The organism is Sphingosinicella ginsenosidimutans, from assembly GCF_007995055.1.
In the GTDB taxonomy this organism is placed as follows: Bacteria; Pseudomonadota; Alphaproteobacteria; order Sphingomonadales; family Sphingomonadaceae; genus Allosphingosinicella; species Allosphingosinicella ginsenosidimutans.
This window is the reverse complement of the sequence record NZ_VOQQ01000001.1, coordinates 2,725,334-2,741,375: the sequence shown is the minus strand read 5'-3', so window position 1 is coordinate 2,741,375 and position 16,042 is coordinate 2,725,334. Positions and strand designations below refer to the sequence as shown.

General features: G+C 68.7%; 14 protein-coding genes. 7 read left to right on the top strand and 7 right to left on the bottom strand.

Annotated elements, in window-relative coordinates; genetic code table 11:
* Positions 1–40: 40 nt before the first annotated feature.
* A complete protein-coding gene (locus FRZ32_RS13620) occupies positions 41–415 on the top strand; it encodes a hypothetical protein (RefSeq protein ID WP_147044020.1) in 375 nt (124 codons plus the stop codon).
* Between the two features lie 3 nt (positions 416–418).
* Here FRZ32_RS13620 and addB read toward each other — a convergent pair whose 3' ends face one another.
* Entirely contained in the window at positions 419–3,319 is a 2,901-nt protein-coding gene (gene addB / locus FRZ32_RS13615) for a double-strand break repair protein AddB (RefSeq protein ID WP_147044019.1), read from the bottom strand.
* A 113-nt stretch (positions 3,320–3,432) separates the two neighbouring features.
* On the opposite strand from addB, the gene FRZ32_RS13610 reads away from it, so the two are divergent.
* Complete coding sequence (locus FRZ32_RS13610; protein ID WP_147044018.1) at positions 3,433–4,416, top strand: LLM class flavin-dependent oxidoreductase; 984 nt, start codon at positions 3,433–3,435, stop codon at positions 4,414–4,416.
* Here the strand turns inward: FRZ32_RS13610 and FRZ32_RS13605 are convergent.
* Complete coding sequence (locus FRZ32_RS13605) at positions 4,413–6,155, bottom strand: adenylate/guanylate cyclase domain-containing protein (RefSeq protein ID WP_147044017.1); 1,743 nt, start codon at positions 6,153–6,155, stop codon at positions 4,413–4,415. The two genes, FRZ32_RS13610 and FRZ32_RS13605, sit on opposite strands and share 4 nt — an antisense overlap.
* Before the next feature lie 100 nt (positions 6,156–6,255).
* On the opposite strand from FRZ32_RS13605, the gene FRZ32_RS13600 reads away from it, so the two are divergent.
* Both FRZ32_RS13600 and FRZ32_RS13595 read left to right on the top strand, forming a co-directional pair.
* Positions 6,256–6,975 (top strand): response regulator, encoded by a 720-nt coding sequence (locus FRZ32_RS13600; protein WP_147044016.1) that lies wholly within the window; start codon positions 6,256–6,258, stop codon positions 6,973–6,975.
* Positions 6,972–8,387 (top strand): sensor histidine kinase, encoded by a 1,416-nt coding sequence (locus FRZ32_RS13595; RefSeq protein WP_158635940.1) that lies wholly within the window; start codon positions 6,972–6,974, stop codon positions 8,385–8,387. Before FRZ32_RS13600 ends, FRZ32_RS13595 begins: the two co-directional genes overlap by 4 nt.
* 57 nt (positions 8,388–8,444) lie before the next feature.
* Here FRZ32_RS13595 and FRZ32_RS13590 read toward each other — a convergent pair whose 3' ends face one another.
* Positions 8,445–9,107 carry an EF-hand domain-containing protein gene (locus tag FRZ32_RS13590; protein ID WP_158635939.1) on the bottom strand — a complete coding sequence of 221 codons (663 nt, stop codon included), beginning with the start codon at positions 9,105–9,107 and terminating at the stop codon, positions 8,445–8,447.
* 240 nt (positions 9,108–9,347) lie between these two features.
* Between FRZ32_RS13590 and FRZ32_RS13585 the strand changes: the two genes are divergently transcribed.
* The 3 genes from FRZ32_RS13585 to FRZ32_RS13575 all read left to right on the top strand — a co-directional run bounded on the left by FRZ32_RS13585 (position 9,348) and on the right by FRZ32_RS13575 (position 13,368).
* A complete protein-coding gene (locus tag FRZ32_RS13585; protein ID WP_243445304.1) occupies positions 9,348–11,519 on the top strand; it encodes a TonB-dependent receptor in 2,172 nt (723 codons plus the stop codon).
* Positions 11,520–11,661: 142 nt separating this feature from the next.
* On the top strand, positions 11,662–12,747 hold the full coding sequence (locus tag FRZ32_RS13580; protein WP_147044013.1) for a serine hydrolase: 1,086 nt from the start codon (positions 11,662–11,664) through the stop codon (positions 12,745–12,747).
* A gap of 45 nt (positions 12,748–12,792) precedes the next feature.
* Positions 12,793–13,368: a TetR/AcrR family transcriptional regulator gene (locus tag FRZ32_RS13575; protein WP_147044012.1), complete on the top strand. Its 576-nt coding sequence runs from the start codon at positions 12,793–12,795 to the stop codon at positions 13,366–13,368.
* Here the strand turns inward: FRZ32_RS13575 and paaE are convergent.
* From paaE to paaB, 4 genes are read right to left on the bottom strand one after another with little or no spacing between them, the layout of a single operon-like run.
* Positions 13,356–14,432, bottom strand: coding sequence for a 1,2-phenylacetyl-CoA epoxidase subunit PaaE (gene paaE, locus FRZ32_RS13570; protein ID WP_147044011.1), 1,077 nt, complete (start codon positions 14,430–14,432; stop codon positions 13,356–13,358). The genes FRZ32_RS13575 and paaE overlap by 13 nt on opposite strands.
* A 1-nt stretch (position 14,433) precedes the next feature.
* Positions 14,434–14,871 (bottom strand): 1,2-phenylacetyl-CoA epoxidase subunit PaaD, encoded by a 438-nt coding sequence (paaD, locus tag FRZ32_RS13565; protein ID WP_243445303.1) that lies wholly within the window; start codon positions 14,869–14,871, stop codon positions 14,434–14,436.
* Positions 14,872–14,915: 44 nt separating this feature from the next.
* The gene (gene paaC / locus FRZ32_RS13560) at positions 14,916–15,710 is read right to left on the bottom strand and encodes a 1,2-phenylacetyl-CoA epoxidase subunit PaaC (RefSeq protein WP_147044009.1); all 795 of its coding nucleotides are present in this window, start codon (positions 15,708–15,710) and stop codon (positions 14,916–14,918) included.
* Complete coding sequence (paaB, locus tag FRZ32_RS13555; RefSeq protein ID WP_147044008.1) at positions 15,707–15,991, bottom strand: 1,2-phenylacetyl-CoA epoxidase subunit PaaB; 285 nt, start codon at positions 15,989–15,991, stop codon at positions 15,707–15,709. Before paaB ends, paaC begins: the two co-directional genes overlap by 4 nt.
* Between the last annotated feature and the right edge of the window lie 51 nt (positions 15,992–16,042).

The window sequence follows — 16,042 nt, the reverse complement described above, 5'->3', positions numbered from 1 at the left end:
CGTGCTAGATGTCGCGAGTCCCGCAGGGAGGAACGCCATCGTGAACAAGCCAATCCTTCTCGCCGCCTTGTCCGCCTTCATCCTGATCGGGGCGGCCTATCCGGCCCCGCCGCGTCTATCCTACACGATCGACCTCGACGGAGGCGCCACGGCCGCGACGACCCCGGCGACCAACTGGCGGCCATGCCGTCGCGACCGCAATGACGATCGCTGCATCCAGCTCTACGAGCGAGGGGTGCGCGCCGCTTATGACGAATGGCGGAGCGCGCATGGCGAGACGCGGCTTGCCGCGGACCGGCCGCACCGCCGCAACAGGCGGGTCGCGCTCGCCGCGCGCTGCCCGGAGCCGGCAAGCGCAGCGCGCCCCGCGACCCCGGCGAGGCCCGGCGAAGGCGCCAGCATCAGCGGCATGTAGGCCTCATCTCCGGTCATACCATTCGTCGAGCCGCATCAGCTGGTCGTAATCCCCGTAAGGCGCATATTCAGGGTGAAGCTTGGCGGTGAACGGCTCGGTCCCGGTGAGCCAGCGCTCCGCCGCCTCCGTGAAATGTCGGGCGGCGATGCGCGTGAAATCGACGGGATCGACCCCGTTGCGGCCGCCCGCCGCGCTCGCGACATAACCGAGCTTCCCGCCCTTGCGCGCCAGCGACCAATATTCGAAGCATGATGCCAGGCCGTCGATGCCGGCAAAGCCGCCATGCTCGGCGATCAGCCCGACGAGACCGAGCTGGAGCGCATAGCCCGCAGCGACGGCCTTCGGCTTGGGCGGGTGGCCGGTCTTGTAGTCGACGATCGCGAGGCTGCCGTCGGCGAGGCGATCGACCCGATCGGCCACGCCGCGCAGATGGACGCCCGCAATCTCGATCTCGCCCGAGACTTCCGCGACGATGGGCCGGCGGCCCTCGGCGCGGTCGTCGGCGACCCGATCGGCGATGAAGTCGATCGCCTCCATCAGCCGCGGCTCCCACAAGGCGCGCATGAAAGGGTGGACGCGGGCATCGGAGAGCAGAGCCCGGGCCCGCCGGTGGAGCTTGGCGGGATCGCAATCATCCTCCTTCATCCAGGCTTCGAGCACCTTGTGGACCTCGCTGCCGCGCCAGGCGGCCGTCGGGTCGGCGTCCACCGCGTCGAGCGCGGAAAGGCCGAGCACGCGGCGGGCGTAGAAAGCGAACGGATCAGCCTTCAGGCGATCGACCTCGGTGACGGAGATGCGTTTCGGACGCTCGGCGGGCGCCGGTTTGGGCTGGCCCGCTGGCTGGTAGACGGCGGGACGGTCGATCTCGGCGGCCCATTTGGCGAGCAGCGGCGCGCGCGTCATGCCGCCGGTCATCGCCTCAAGCCTCAACCAGAAACGTGACGCGATGGCGGGCGACCGCGCATCGCGCCGGGCACGCGTGACAAGCACCTGGGGGGCGCCGAGGGCGGCGGCGAAATCATGCGCCGCGAGCCCGATGCGCCGCTCCAGCGACGGCAAGCCCAGCTCCGAGCGAAGCCGTGGCGCGAGCCATGGATCGGGCGCTGGCAAGGCCGGCCACACCCCCTCGTTGAGGCCGCCCAGGATCACCAGATCGGTCCGCTGGAGCCGCGCTTCGATGAGCCCCCAGATGAACAAGCGCGGATGCTGGCCGTAGGGCGGGCGCACCGCGACGGCGGCCATCAGGCGGTCGAGCAGGTCCGGGAGCTCCACCGGCTCGATACGTTCCGGGCCGTGCGGCGCCGCGTCCTCCAACTCGGCCCAGAGATCCGCCGCGGCGCGGCCCGCGGGCCCGGACCACAGCTCGTCGCCGCACAATTCGCTCGCCACCTCGCGCAGCGCTGCGAGCAGCGCCGCGAAGTCCGTCCCTTCAAACGCGGCCTCGAGCGGCGCCAGCAAGGGGGCGACCTCATGCCACCATTTGGCGGCGGAGCCGTCGAGATGATCTGCCAGGCCGTCGAGCCCGGCGGCAGGGCGCGGGCCGCGAAGCGCCAGATCGATCTGGCGGGCCCCGTCGAGCCAGGCGGTCCGCCCCTCCCCTGCGCGAACCAGCGGATGCTTGAGGAGGGCCAGCAGCGGGACCGGTGCGAACCGCTCGGCCGCCGCGGACGCCAAGGCGAGCAGCAACGTGCCCGGGGGGGTCTGCGAGAGCGGGCGGCCGGCGCTGTCGTCGGCTTCGATCCCCCAGCGCCTGAGGTGCGCCGAAACCCGCCGGGCCAGGGCCCGATCCGGTGTCACCAACGCCGCCGTGCGCCCAGGCTCCTCCAGCGCGGCGCGCAGCGCAAGCGCGATCGCCTGCGCCTCGGCCGCCGGATCGGCCAACTCGAGCGCCCGAACGCCGGTGAGGCGCCGTTCGCGCGGCTTCAGCCGCTGCCAGGTCTCGGTGAAGGCGGGCGGGGCCATTGCGTGAGCGACCGCCCTGCCCCGCGCCGGCGGTCCGCTGGGGCCGCCCGCGCGTCGCCAACGCACAACCTCGGCGCGCGCGACGCCCATGCGATCGAGCAGGAGTTTCAGGTGGAATTGCGGATGGGTTTCGATCGACCGCAGGGCGGGACCGCCCTCCTTCGCCTCCTGATCGTGCGGGCCGAGCGCCGCCCATTGGTCCGCCGGCATGTCCAGGTCGAGCGCCGGCAGCACCACCATCCCTTCGGGCATCCGCGCTATGACGCGCAGCAGCCGCGCGACCGCCGGCGCACCGGTGGTGATGCCGGCGGCGCAGACGAAGCCGGGCGGCGGCGTGTCGCGCCAACGCCGGGCCAGCGCGTCGAGCAACCGTCCGCGCCGTTCGGCAAGATCGATCCGGCCCCGCGCGCGCAGGATTTCCGGCCATTCGACAAGGATCAGGCGTAACTGATCGAGCGACGCCTGCCAGTGCGCGGACAGTTCTGGCGTCAAGGCATCGCCGAAGCGCGCGACGCGATCGAGCGAAACTTCCTCGACGATCAGTTGATCGAGCGTGCGCGCCAGATCCTCGGCCAGCCGCAACGCCTCCCCCGCCCCGCCCTTATGATGCCGGGCGACCAGTCGGCCGAGCAGCATCAGCCGCTCCATGGGCGCGATCGCGGGGGGAATCGCCGTCGCCGCATCGTCGAGTGGATCGAGCGCGCCGCCGATCCGCTCGTCGAGTTCCGGATCGCCGATCGGCACCAGCCGGGGAAGCAGCAGCCCGCGCTGCGCCTGCCGGACGAAGGCATCCTGGATCGCCCGCTGTGCACGATTGTTCGGGACCAGAACGACGCCCTGGGCAAGGCCGGTGTCGGTCCGACCATATCGGTCCATCAGGCCGGCGGCGAGCGCGTCGGCGAAGGCCCGGTGCGGGGGAATGGTGAAGACGGTGGGTGTCACGCCGCGAGCCTAGCCGCCCGGACGGCGCGGCGAAACAGGTCTCGTGCGCCGTTCGACCCCGATGTCGCCCGGGCAAGCTGGAACCTCGGCCCGCGCGCTCCTATGTCCGGGCGATGATCCCCTTCTCCATCCTCGATCTCGCGCCGATCGTCGAAGGCGGCGATGCCCGCCAGGCGCTGCTCAATTCGCGCGACCTCGCCCGCCATGCCGAGCGCTGGGGTTACAAGCGCTTCTGGATGGCCGAGCATCATTCGATGCCGGGGATCGCCAGCGCCGCAACCGCGGTGGCGCTTGCCTTCGTCGGTGAGGGCACGTCGACGATCCGGATCGGGGCAGGCGGAATCATGCTGCCCAACCACGCGCCGCTGATCATCGCCGAGCAGTTCGGGACGCTCGAATCGCTCTTCCCCGGCCGGATCGACCTCGGCCTCGGCCGCGCGCCGGGCACGGACCAGGCCGCGGCCTATGCGATGCGCCGCAACCTCGCCTCCGACGAGCACCAGTTCCCGCGCGACGTCGTCGAGCTGATGGACTATTTCAAAGGCGGCGAGGACAAGCGGGTGCGCGCCTTTCCCGGCGAGGGGCTCGACATTCCGGTGTGGATCCTCGGATCGAGCCTGTTCGGCGCGCAGCTCGCCGCGATGCTCGGCCTTCCTTATGCCTTCGCCTCGCATTTCGCGCCGGCCGCGATGATGGATGCGATCCGGGTCTATCGCGAGCGGTTCCAGCCTTCGGCGCAGCTCGACCGGCCCTATGTGATGCTCGGCTTCAACGCCTTTGCCGCCGACACGGACGAGGAGGCACAGCTGCTCGCGACCTCCGTCCAGCAGGCGGTGGTGAGCCTGCGCACAGGCCGGCCGACCAGATTGCCGCCGCCGATGAAGGATTATGCCGAGACACTGCCGCCCGGTGCGCGGGCGATCGTCGACAATTTCCTCACCTGCTCGGCGATCGGATCACCGGCGACGGTGAAGGCCGCGATCGAGGAATTCGTCGCCCGCACCGGCGCGGACGAGCTGATGATCACCGCGCAGATTTTCGATCATTCGGCGCGGCTCAGATCCTACGAGACGGTCGCCGGGCTGTTCGCCGGCTAGGCACGGGTCAGGCGGTACATCGGAAATTGCCCGTAATTCTTGGCGAGCGCGATGCGGCCGACATAGCGGCAGGCGAAGCGGTCGGCCGCCTCGAGCGCGAGGATCGCGGCGAACGGTTCGGTGACGAACACCGCGCCGGGCGGAGTCACCGGCTCGATCCGCGCGGCCTTCGAGACTTCGGTGCCGTAGAAGGTGGTGCGGCCGGTGACGTGATCGGTGGTGCGATAGGCGGGGCCGTAATGGACGCCGACGCGCATTCCGCCCTTCCCGTCGAGCCCCAGCGTCGCGAAGTCGAACCCCGCGAGCGCGTCCTGAAGCTCGAGCGCGATGGTCGCCGCGGCGGACGCGCTCGGCATCACCGCGTAAAGCGCGTCGCCCCAGCTGTTGCGACATTCGACCTCGCCCTCATGCGCCGCCAGCACCTCGGCGACACGGCGCATCACGCCGTCCCAGAAGGCCGGTAGCGCGGTTTCCCTGAGCGTCGAGAAGCCGGCGAAGTCGGTGAACAGGATCGCCGCAAGCATCCGCTCATAGTCGCTCCGCACGCGCGGCGGCGGACGTTCGAGCGCGCGATCCACAGGGCCGGGATCGATGACGATCGTGCGGCCGCCCCGCGCCTGCCAGGTGGCGACATCGGCGCCGGTTCCCGCAGGGCCGGACGCCGCGACGCCATCCCAGATCGCGACCTGCACCGGCTCGGCATCAAGGTGGCGCGCGCGGAGCCGCGCAAGCCCCATCGCCATCCCGCTACCATAGGCGAATTGCTCCGGCCCGCCGAAATAATCCATCGGGCTGGCGGTGACGCTGCCCGCGGCGCCCGCAAGGCAAGCATGATAGCGCGCCAACCAGTCTCCCCCACCTGGAAGAACCGACTGGGCAAGGAAATCCGCCTCGTCGAAGGGGAGGACGACGTGAAGCTCCACCCCTCGCGCCAGCGCCGCCTCGGCGAACAGGATATCGGCGCCGCAGGCGAGCGCGCCATAGGCAAAGCCGATCCCTGCGGCGTCGAGCACGCGATCGATTTCGCCGCGAATCCGCGCTTCGGCCGCATCGTCGCCGGCGAACATGTGGCCGCAGAAATGCGCGACGCGCGGAGGTGTAAGCCCGGCAAGGAGGCCCTCCGCCGTCACGCCCATATGTGCGGCGATCCGGGCGAGCTGTCGCGCCGTCCCCGCCCGCGCGCCATGATCGGCCGAAGCGTGAACGGCGGGTGTCGCGAGCACGGCCGCGACCTCGTCCATCCGGCCGAGAAGGAGCAGCGCCTCGGCCCGCGTCGCTGCCATGTAATAGTCGCCGGCGCCCGCGACCGCCGGATCCTCCAGCAATGCGCGCGCGAGGGCGTTGGCGCGCTCCGCGTCTCCGGCAAGCAGCGCGAGCGTCGCCGCGTTGATCCCGGGAAAGGGATCGCCGCTGTCGAGATAAATGGCGTGATAGGCGGCGAAGGCCTGCTCCAGCGCCGCTTTGCGCGCCTCCCCCTCGGCAAGGCCGAGCGCGCGATCCTTCATCAATCGCGCGCCGATCGCCCGCTCGTGCGGATCGTCGGAGCGATCGAGGCGATAGGCGGAGAAGAGCTCCATCGCACGATCCGTGTCCCCCATCCGCGCGAGTGCGAGGATCTGCTGGTGGCGGATCTCGTTGGATTGGTCGCCGTCCGCGATCGCGAGGACGGTGATGTCGTAGGCGGCGATCAGGTCCCCGCGCGACAATGCGCGCTTCGCAAGATCGGCGGCCCCGCTCATCGCCTTCGGTTATGCCGCCGACGACAGGGTGTGACAATCGACGACATTATGAGACATTGTGAGGCTGGCGCCGCCGCACATTGTCGCCTTACATGCCCGGATGGCTGACGAACCTCATATCCTTCTCGTCGACGACGAGCGGGACATCCGCGAGCCGCTCGCCGCCTATCTCGGGCGCAGCGGCCTGCGCGTCTCCAAGGCGGAGAATGCCGCGACCGCGCGCCAGATCGTCTCCGCTTATGCGATCGATCTCGTCCTGCTCGACATCATGATGCCGGGCGAGGACGGGCTCGCCTTCACCTCGTGGCTGCGCGCGACCCAGCCGGTGCCGATCATCCTCCTCACCGCCAGGAGCGAGGAGACCGACCGGATCGTCGGTCTCGAAATGGGCGCCGACGATTACGTGACCAAGCCCTTCTCCCCGCGCGAGCTGCTCGCGCGGATCAAGGCCGTGCTCCGACGGGCCGGCGAAGGCGGCGGCCGGGTCCGCGGGCCCGATACCGACAGCTATGCCTTCGGGCCGTGGATCCTCAAATCGGGCGAGCGGGAACTGGTCGACCAGGCCGGGGTGGCGATCCCGCTCTCAACGGGGGAATATAACCTGCTGCACGCATTGGTGACCCGTCCCCGCAGGGTGCTCAGTCGCGACCAGCTGCTCGATCTGAGCCAGGGCCGGGAGCTCGCCGCGTTCGAGCGAAGCATCGACAATCACATCAGCCGCCTCAGGAAGAAGATCGAGGAGAACCCGTCCGATCCCAAGCTCATCAAGACGGTATGGGGCGGCGGATATATGCTGGCAGCGGAGGTGCGGAAGCTTTGAAGGCGATCGTCCAGCGCGTCGTGCCGAAAAGCCTGATCGGCCAGATCGCGCTCGTCATGGCGATCGCGCTGCTGCTCGCCCAGGCGATCAACTTCAGCCTCATCTTCACCGAGCGGCAGCGGGTGAGCCGCGCCCAGATCGAGGGCCCGGCGGTCGCGCGGTTCGTGCTCTCCGCGCAGCGCATCGCGAACGGGCTGCCGGCGCGTGCTCGCGATGGTCCCTTTTCCGGATCACCGATTGAGCGGCGCCGGCGCGTGACGATCGACGACGCGAGCTCGGTGCCGGCGGCGCGCAACGACCCCTGGCTCGTCGAGCGACTGCGCGCCGACGCATCCTCCAACGGCCTTGCGTTGCGCGATGCGCGCGCCTTCGCCGAGGAGATCGCCTTCCGGCGCCCGTCGATGGACCACGATGCGCCGTCCGGGCGCGGGAGTGCGCTGCGGGGCCGGAGCGAAATCCGGCTCCAGCGGCTCATTCTCTCCGTCCAGCTTGCCGACGGCCGCTGGGTGAACGGCCGTGCGTTGACCCCGCGCGCCAATCCATGGCTGGCGCTGCGACCGGCGCTCGCGACTTTGCTCACCTATCTGATCGTGCTGGCCGCGATGCTGTTCGTCGCGATCCGGATCGCGCGGCCGCTGCGCGATCTCACGCTCGCCGCGCAGGGATTCAAGGGCAATGGCGAGGCACCGCGGGTCGCGCCGCGCGGCCCTGCGGACGTGAGCCGGGCGATCGAGGCCTTCAACGCGATGGGGATGCGGGTAAGTACGATGCTCGACGAGAAGGACCGGATGCTCGGCGCGATCGGCCATGACCTTCGGACTCCCCTCGCCTCGCTGCGAATCCGCGCCGAGAGCGTCGAGCCGGCCGACGAGCGCGCGCACATGATCGCGACGATCGAGGAGATGACGGCGATGCTCGACGATACGCTCGCGCTCGCCCGCTCCGGCCGCGCGGTCGAGCCGCTGCGCTCGGTCGACGTGACCGCGCTCGCCGATGCGGTGGTCGAGGAGTTCCGGGCGCTCGGCGCCGAGGTCGAGATGGAGGCCGGAACGCGGCAGACTGGCCTCATCCGACCGCGCCTGCTGCGCCGCGCGGTCCGCAACCTCGTCGAAAATGCCGTCAAATATGCCGGCGCCGCGCGCGTCGCGGTGCGCGATCTCGGCCCGGACGAACTCGCGATCGAGATCGTCGACGACGGCCCCGGTATTCCGGAGAGCGAGATCGAAAAGGTCCAGGAGGCCTTCTACCGGATCGAGCCCTCGCGCAGCCGGGAGACCGGCGGATCCGGGCTGGGCCTCACGCTCGCCCGTGCCGCCGCGCAGGCCCATTGCGGGCAGCTGGAGCTGGAGAACCGCCCCGAAGGCGGCCTGCGGGTGCGGCTGGCGATCCCGAGGGCCGCCGGCGCCGCCTGACCCGTTGCAGGGAAAGGAGGGGGCCGGGCGGCTGGAGGCCCGGCCCCGCTTTTGCGCTTATTGCGGCTGGGCGTCGGCGTCGCCGCCGGGATCGGCCTGGCCCTGGCGGCGCTGCTGCATCCGCTCGCGGAACTGAGCCCGCCTTTGCTGCATCTGTTCGCGCATCTGCGCGCGCGCCTGCTGGCGCTCGGCGGCGGTCACGGTGCCGTCATGGTTGAGGTCCATCCGGTCGAAGCGCTGGAGCGCCCGGTCCCGCATCTGTTCAAGGGTCAATTCGCCCTGCGGGCCAAAACGGCCCATGCCGCGCGGGCCGCGCATGCCCATGCCGTGTCCGCCCATCGGGCCCCGGCGCATCCCGGAACCGCCACGGTCGGCGCGACGCTGCTGCATCCGCTCGCGCATCTGCGCATGCGCCTGCGCCATCTCATCGCGCGTGATGCTCCCGTCATGGTTGAGATCCATCCGGTCGAACATCCGGTCCTGCATATGCTGGCGCATCTGCGCGCGGGCCTGCCGGGCTTCGTCCGGGGTGACGCGGCCGTCACGGTTGGCGTCGAGCCGTTCGAAACGCTGCTGGACGCGCTCGATGACCTGTTGACGCGTCTCGGGGGCGTTATGGTCGCGATGCATCGTCGGCACCGACGTGCCGGTTTGCGCGACCGCGACGCCGCCGAACACTGCAAGCGCGGAGCCGGCCAGGATGATGAGCTTGTTCTTCATTTGCGGGTCCTTTGCCCTTTGGAACATGGAATGACGCCCTTTTCCCCTCCCGCTGTCGCGCAACTATGTCCAAGGGCGGCAAAATTTGTCCCGGTTTGTCGTCGCGTACCCCTGTCACCATGCGACGCCTGGACATGCCGACAAGCGCGTAAAGATGAATTTCGTGTCATGGAGCAATCAGGCACTTGATATAATATATCGTGCTGTTATTCGCACCGCCTCCACTCCAGGGAGGCCTGCTTGTTTCATCCTTTTCTGCTTGCCGGCGCCGCGATCGCTGTGCCGACTCCGTCCCTCACTCAAGCCCAGCCTGCGGACGACGCAGCGGTCGCCGCGGTCGATTCGACCGGCGTGCCGACCGACGCGGGCGGCGGCGCGGAAAATCAATCGTCTCCTGGCGCCCATGACGGACAGGGCGATCGCGGCGGCTTTCATGAACCGGAGCAGCAGGAAATCGTCGTCACCGGCTTCACCCGCAACCGCAACGACATCCTCGCCGGCACCTCGGTGTTGAGCGGCGAGACCCTGGCCCAGAGCCTCCGTCCCTCGATCGGCGACACGCTTGCGCACGAGCCCGGCGTCTCCGCCACATCCTTCGGGCCGAGCGCCTCGCGTCCGGTGCTCCGCGGTTTCGAAGGCGAGCGCATCAGCATCCTCACCGACGGCCTCGGGAGCCTCGATGTCTCCAATACCAGCGTCGATCATGCGGTCGCGATCAACCCTCTGACCGCCGACAGGATCGAGGTGCTTCGCGGTCCGGCAGCGCTGCTCTTCGGTTCCTCCGCGATCGGCGGGGTCGTCAACGTCATCGACAGCCGCATCCCGCGCCGCATCCCGGACGAGCCGATCCATGCCGAAGGCATCCTGACCTACGGCTCGGCGGCCGACGAGCGGTCGGCGAATGGTGAGGTGGACGCGCCCATCGGCGGCCATTTCGTCGTCCATCTCGACGGCAATTTTACCAAGACCGGCGATCTCCATATCGGCGGCTATGTCCTTGCGCCGGACCAGCGGGCGCAGGCGCTGGCGAGCGACGATCCGGCCATCCGGGCGCTTGCCGATCTGCACGGCACCTTGCCCAACACGGCCTCCAAGACGACCGAACTGGCCGGCGGCGTCGCCTGGATCGACGGTGAAAACAATATCGGCTTTTCGGTGAGCCGCTACGACAGTCGTTACGGCGTACCGATCCGCTATTCACTCGATCCCGATGTCGAGGCGGAGGCGCCGACGCTCGATCTCCGGCAGACGCGCGAGGATTTCCGCGCCGAATTGGACACGGGATCGGGCCTCATCGACAGCGTGCGCTTCCGGGCCGGCCACGCTCAGTATCGCCATTTCGAGCTCGAAGAGGACGGATCGATCGGCACCACCTTCCGCAACCAGGGCTGGGAAGGCCGGCTCGAGGCGGTCCAATCGAATCGAGGCGGCTGGGGCGGCGGCTTCGGCGTCCAATATTCCAGCCGCAATTTCGATGTGGAAGGCGACGAGAAATTCCTGCCGCCGAGCCAGGGAAGCCAGGTCGGCTTCTTCACGCTCCAGACGCTCGATCGCGGCCGGTTCAAGGCCGAGGCCGGGGCACGATACGAGCGTAGCGTGCAGGAGGCGGACGCCGACGCCCAGATCGGCAACCCCGCCATCCATCGCGATTTCGACGCGTTCACCGGATCGATCGGCGCGAGCTATGCGGTGATCGGCAATCTCCGCATCGGCCTCAGCGGCTCCTATACCGAGCGCGCGCCTTCGGCCGAGGAGCTGTTCGCCAACGGGCCGCATGGCGGCACCCAGGCGTTCGAGATCGGCAACCCCGATTTCAGCAAGGAGCGCAGCTGGGGCTTCGAGGCGACTTTGCGCGGCTCCGGCCGCGGCTACAGCTTCGGCGCCTCGATCTTCCAGAGCTGGTTCTCCAATTATATCTACGAGCAGCCGACGGGGGCGATCCGGGACGACCTGCCGGTCTTCCAGTTCCAGCAGGACGACGCGCGCTATTTCGGCGTCGAGTTCGAAGGCTCGGCGGACCTTCTTCGCATCGGCGGGGTCAAGGTAAAGGCGGACGCGGTCGCCGATTATGTCCGCGCGACCATCGTCAGCGTCAGCCCGGTGCCGCGTATCCCGCCGCTGCGCATCCTCGGCGGGATCGAGGCGCAATCACATTATGTGGACGGCCGCGTCGAGGTGGAGTGGGTGAACGATCAGAAGCGGGTGGCGCCGTTCGAGACGCCGACCGATGGCTTCACCCAGGTCAATGCGTCGGTCACGCTCCACCCCTGGGGCGTGGACAACGGCACCAGCCTGGTCCTTTCGGCGAATAACATCTTCGATGTCGATGCCCGGCGCGCGGCGAGCTTCCTCAAGGATTTCGCGCCGCTCGCGGGGCGGGACCTTCGGGCGACGCTTCGCTTCAACTTCTGATTCACCACGTGTTTTCAGGCTGTTCCGGATTCGATCCGGCGCGCGCCTGCCACGCTTTGTCCCTGCATCGGCGATGCCAAGCTGACAGGCCCCCCAGATTCCGTATGGTGGAAATACGGGTAAAAGGAGCTTTGGGGACATCATGGCGGGGACCTTTATCGGGCGCGCGCGGCTGGCCGGACTTGGGGTGCTGCTTGCGGCGGGAATCCTGCCCCAGGCGCAGTCCGCGTGGAGCGCGCAGCCGGACCCGATCCGGCTCGCGCCCAATGTCGAGGCGCAAAGCGCGCTCGAGCAGCGCATCACCGAGCTCGGGCGCGGCTTCAACGGCATTGTCGGCATCGCGGTGCGCGACGTCGAGAGCGGCTGGACGACGAGCTGGAACGGCCGGCGCTATTTCCCGCAGCAGAGCGTCAGCAAGTTCTGGGTGGCGATCACCGCGCTTCAGGCGGCGGACCAGGGACGGCTCGACCTGAGCCAGAACGCGACTTTGACGCGCGCCGATCTCACGCTGTTCCACCAGCCGGTCGCCGCCGATATCGGCCCCAACGGCTATACGACCAGCCTCGACAATTTCATGTTCCGGGCGCTGACCACCAGCGACAATACCTGCAACGACATGGTGCTCCGCCACGCCGGCGGCCCGGCCGCGGTGCGCGCGATGCTCGAGCGCAACCATATCGAGGGGATCCGCTTCGGCCCTGGCGAGCGGATCATGCAGAGCCAGATCGCCGGTATGCAGTGGCAGCCCGCCTTTTCGCATGGCAACGCCTTCTATACCGCGCGCGCCAACGTGCCGGCCGATCGGCGGCGCGCGGCCTTCAACCATTATGTCGAGGATCCGGTGGACGGCGCGATGCCGGAGGGGATCGTCGACGGGCTGGCCCGGCTGCAGCGCGGCGAATTGCTGTCGCAGCGCTCGACCGCGCGGCTGCTTTCGATCCTCGCCGCGGTCCGCACCGGTCCGCAGCGGTTGCGCGGCGGCCTCGCGCCGGGCTGGCAGATCGCGCACAAGACCGGCACCGGCCAGGTGCTGGGCGCCGAGCAGGCCGGCTATAACGATATCGGCATCCTCACCGCGCCCGATGGCCATCATTATGCGGTTGCGGTGATGATCGGCCGCACCGCGACGCCGCTGCCGACGCGCATGGCGCTGATGCAGAACGTCACCCGCGCCGTCATCGCCTATCACGACGCGACCGGCTTCGGCGGCGCGGCGCGCCTGCGCTGATCCGCGGCCTTGGCAGCAGGCGCGCCGCAGCCCTAGGGTGAGGGCATGGCGCGGCCCCAATCGCCCGATTACGACAAGCGGCGCGAGGCGATCCTCGATGCCGCGGCGCGCCTGTTTGCCGCGCGGGGCTTTTCAGGCGCCTCGATGGCCGATCTCGCCAAGGCCTGCGGCACGTCCAAGTCGCTCGTCTATCACTATTTTCCGTCAAAGGATGACGTGCTTTACGCCGTCATGACGTCACATCTCGACGATCTGGTCGCGGCCGCGGAGGGAGCGACGCAAAGCGGGGATGCGAAGGCGCGGCTCCGCGCGCTGACACGCGCTTTCATGCGGCTCTATGTCGGCGCGGAGGATCGCCACAAGGTGCTGCTGAACGAGCTCGACAATCTCCCGCCGGCGCGGCGGGCGGAGGTGGTGGCGCGCCAGCGGCGGATCATCGCGGCGGTCGTCGGCCCGATCGAGGCGTTGCGTCCCGACGCGCCGGCGATGCCCATCGCGATGCTCTTCTTCGGCATGATCAACTGGACGCACAGCTGGTTTCGTCCGGACGGCGCGCTCACCGCCGACGCGCTCGCCGATCTCGCCGTGGAGATCATGCTCGGCGGAATTCAGGCGTCGTAATCGATGACGACGTCCCCGCTTTTGGGCACCGACTGGCAGGTCAGCACATAGCCTGCCGCCACCTCTTCGTCCGTCAGCCCATAGCGCGCCGCCATTTCGACCTCGCCCGAGACGACCTTCGCCCGGCAGGTCGCGCAGACGCCCGCCTTGCAGGCGAAGGGCGCGGGCAGGCCGGCGGCGCGCGCGGAATCGAGGATGTTCCCCGCCGCGGCATCGAAGGCGACGCGACGCGTGCGTCCGTCGAGGGTCACCGTCATCGCGGCCCCGGATGCCTCGCGGCTCAGCGCCTGCATCTGCGCCTGGGCCATCGCCGAGGTGCGGCCGGCGGTGAACCGCTCGATATGGATGCGGTCGCGATCGACGCCGCGCGCGAGCAGCGCTTCCTCCGCCGCGTCCATCATCGGCCCTGGCCCGCAGATGAAGAAGGCCGCGGCCTCGGCGGGGTCGACCAGCATTTCCAGGATCTCGTCGCACTTCGCGCGATCGAGCATCCCGTTGAACAAGGCGATATCCTCGGCCTCTTCCGCAAGGAAATGATGGACTTCCAGCCGATCCATGAAACGATTCTTGAGCTGCGCGAGCGCGTCGAGGAAGATGATCGAGCTGCTGTCGCGATTGCCGTAGAAGAGCGTGAACCGGCTCTTCGGCTCGTCGAGCATGGCCGATTTTAGCAGCGACATGACCGGCGTGATGCCCGAGCCGCCGGCAAAGGCGACATAATGATTGGCGGCGGCCGCGTCGAAATCGCGCGTGAAGCTGCCGTGCGGCGGCATCACCTCGATCGCGTCGCCGGGCTTCAGCCTGTCGTTCGCCCAATTGGAGAAGAGCCCGCCGGCAATCCTTTTGACGGTGACGGTGAGCATCCCGTCCTGCGGCGCGACGCAGAGCGAATAATTGCGGCGGACATCTTCATTTTCGATCTCAGCCTTGAGCGTCAAATGCTGGCCTGGCTTGAATTTGAAGGTCTCCCGCAGATCATCCGGCACGGCGAAGCGGATCGAGCGGGCCTCGGCGGTCTCGTCGATCACTTCGGCGATGGTGAGGGTGTGGAAACCGGCGCTCATCTCAGTGGCACTTGAACAGGTCGAACGGCTCGAGGCAGTCGCGGCAGCGCCATTGCGCCTTGCACGGGGTCGAACCGAAGCGGCTCACCTCCTCGGTCGCCGTCGATCCGCATTGCGGGCATTCGACGGCGCGTGTGCCGGCCGGGACTGGCGGGGCGATTCCATAGGCCTTGAGCTTCGCGCGGCCCTCCGCGCTGATCCAGTCGGTCGTCCAGGGCGGCGACAAGGTGGTTTCGATCCCGACGTCCCCGAAGCCCGACTGATCGAGCGCGATGCGCACCATCGCCTCGATCGCGAGGGTCGCGGGACAGCCGGTATAGGTCGGCGTCAGCAGCACGCGTGCCGGCGTCACGTCACGAACGATGCCGAGATCGACGATCGAAAGCGCCGGTATCTCGGGATCGGGGACCTGCTCCAGAACCGCCCGGATGCGACCCACGACCTCGTTCTTCCCGAGCGACCGCAAGCCAGCGTGATCGGCGGCTACCATGTCGCGTCCGGATAGGTGCGCTGGAGGAACTGCATCGGCGCGAGGATGTGGCCGAGATGCTCGCTATGGTGGCCGCGCCGGCCGCCGACGATCGGCCGCTGGTCCTTGGGCGCCTCCAGCGTCGCCTCGGCGAGCACCGCGGCGATGCGCGCGTCATAATCGGCGCGAAACAGCGTCACGTCGGTGCCGATGCCGCGCTCGGCGGCCTCGGTCGCGATCTCGTCCATCTCGAACAATTCGGGGATGAAGCGCCACATCCAGTCGAGCCCGGCCGCCATCCGCCGCCGGCTCTCCTCGGTGCCGTCGCCGAGCCGGACCACCCATTCCGCCGCAAGCTCGGCATGATAGGTGACTTCCTTCACCGCCTTGGCGGCAATGGCGGCGATGGTCGCGTCGGTCGAGGCCGTGAGCCGATCGAACAGCATCTGCTGCCAGGTCGAGAAAAGGAACTGGCGCGCCATCGTCTGCGCGAAATCGCCATTGGGCTGCTCGACCAGCCAGCAATTGCGGAAATCGAGCACGTCGCGCCGGAAGGCGAGCGCATCGCCGTCGCGCCCCCTACCCTCGGCAGCACCGGCGGCGCCCAGGAAATGCGTCGCCTGGCCGATCAGGTCGAGCCCCATGTTCGCGAGGCTGAGATCGACCTCCACCGACGGCGCATGTCCGCACCATTCAGAGAGACGCTGGCCGAGGATCAGCGAGTCGTCCCCGAGGCGGAGGAGCGTATCGAACAGCACCAAATTCTCCCCGGCACGGGGAGGATTTTGGGTGCGGGTCTCGTCCTTCATATATGCTTCACGTCGTCGGGGATGTTGTAGAAGGTCGGGTGGCGATAGATCTTGTCCTCCGCCGGATCGAACATGGCGGCATCATCCGACGGATCGGAGGCGGTGATTTCGGCCGAGGGGACGACCCACAGGCTGACCCCCTCCTGGCGCCGCGTATAGGTGTCGCGCGCGTGCCGAAGCGCGATCTCCGCATCGGGCGCGTGGACCGATCCGACATGGCGGTGCGACATCCCGCCTTTGGCGCGGACGAACACTTCCCAGAGCGGCCAATCCTTGCTCATGCCGCCTGCTCCCTGAAGCCGTCATTGCGAGGAGCGAAGCGACGCGGCAAT

What these genes read in the sequence shown, in the direction of transcription:
- paaB (WP_147044008.1), bottom strand. Translation starts at nt 15,991, where the DNA reads ATGAGCAAGGATTGGCCGCTCTGGGAAGTGTTCGTCCGCGCCAAAGGC.
- FRZ32_RS13605 (WP_147044017.1), bottom strand. Translation starts at nt 6,155, where the DNA reads ATGAGCGGGGCCGCCGATCTTGCGAAGCGCGCATTGTCGCGCGGGGAC.
- FRZ32_RS13590 (WP_158635939.1), bottom strand. Translation starts at nt 9,107, where the DNA reads ATGAAGAACAAGCTCATCATCCTGGCCGGCTCCGCGCTTGCAGTGTTC.
- FRZ32_RS13575 (WP_147044012.1), top strand. Translation starts at nt 12,793, where the DNA reads ATGGCGCGGCCCCAATCGCCCGATTACGACAAGCGGCGCGAGGCGATC.
- FRZ32_RS13610 (WP_147044018.1), top strand. Translation starts at nt 3,433, where the DNA reads ATGATCCCCTTCTCCATCCTCGATCTCGCGCCGATCGTCGAAGGCGGC.
- FRZ32_RS13580 (WP_147044013.1), top strand. Translation starts at nt 11,662, where the DNA reads ATGGCGGGGACCTTTATCGGGCGCGCGCGGCTGGCCGGACTTGGGGTG.
- paaC (WP_147044009.1), bottom strand. Translation starts at nt 15,710, where the DNA reads ATGAAGGACGAGACCCGCACCCAAAATCCTCCCCGTGCCGGGGAGAAT.
- FRZ32_RS13600 (WP_147044016.1), top strand. Translation starts at nt 6,256, where the DNA reads ATGGCTGACGAACCTCATATCCTTCTCGTCGACGACGAGCGGGACATC.
- paaE (WP_147044011.1), bottom strand. Translation starts at nt 14,432, where the DNA reads ATGAGCGCCGGTTTCCACACCCTCACCATCGCCGAAGTGATCGACGAG.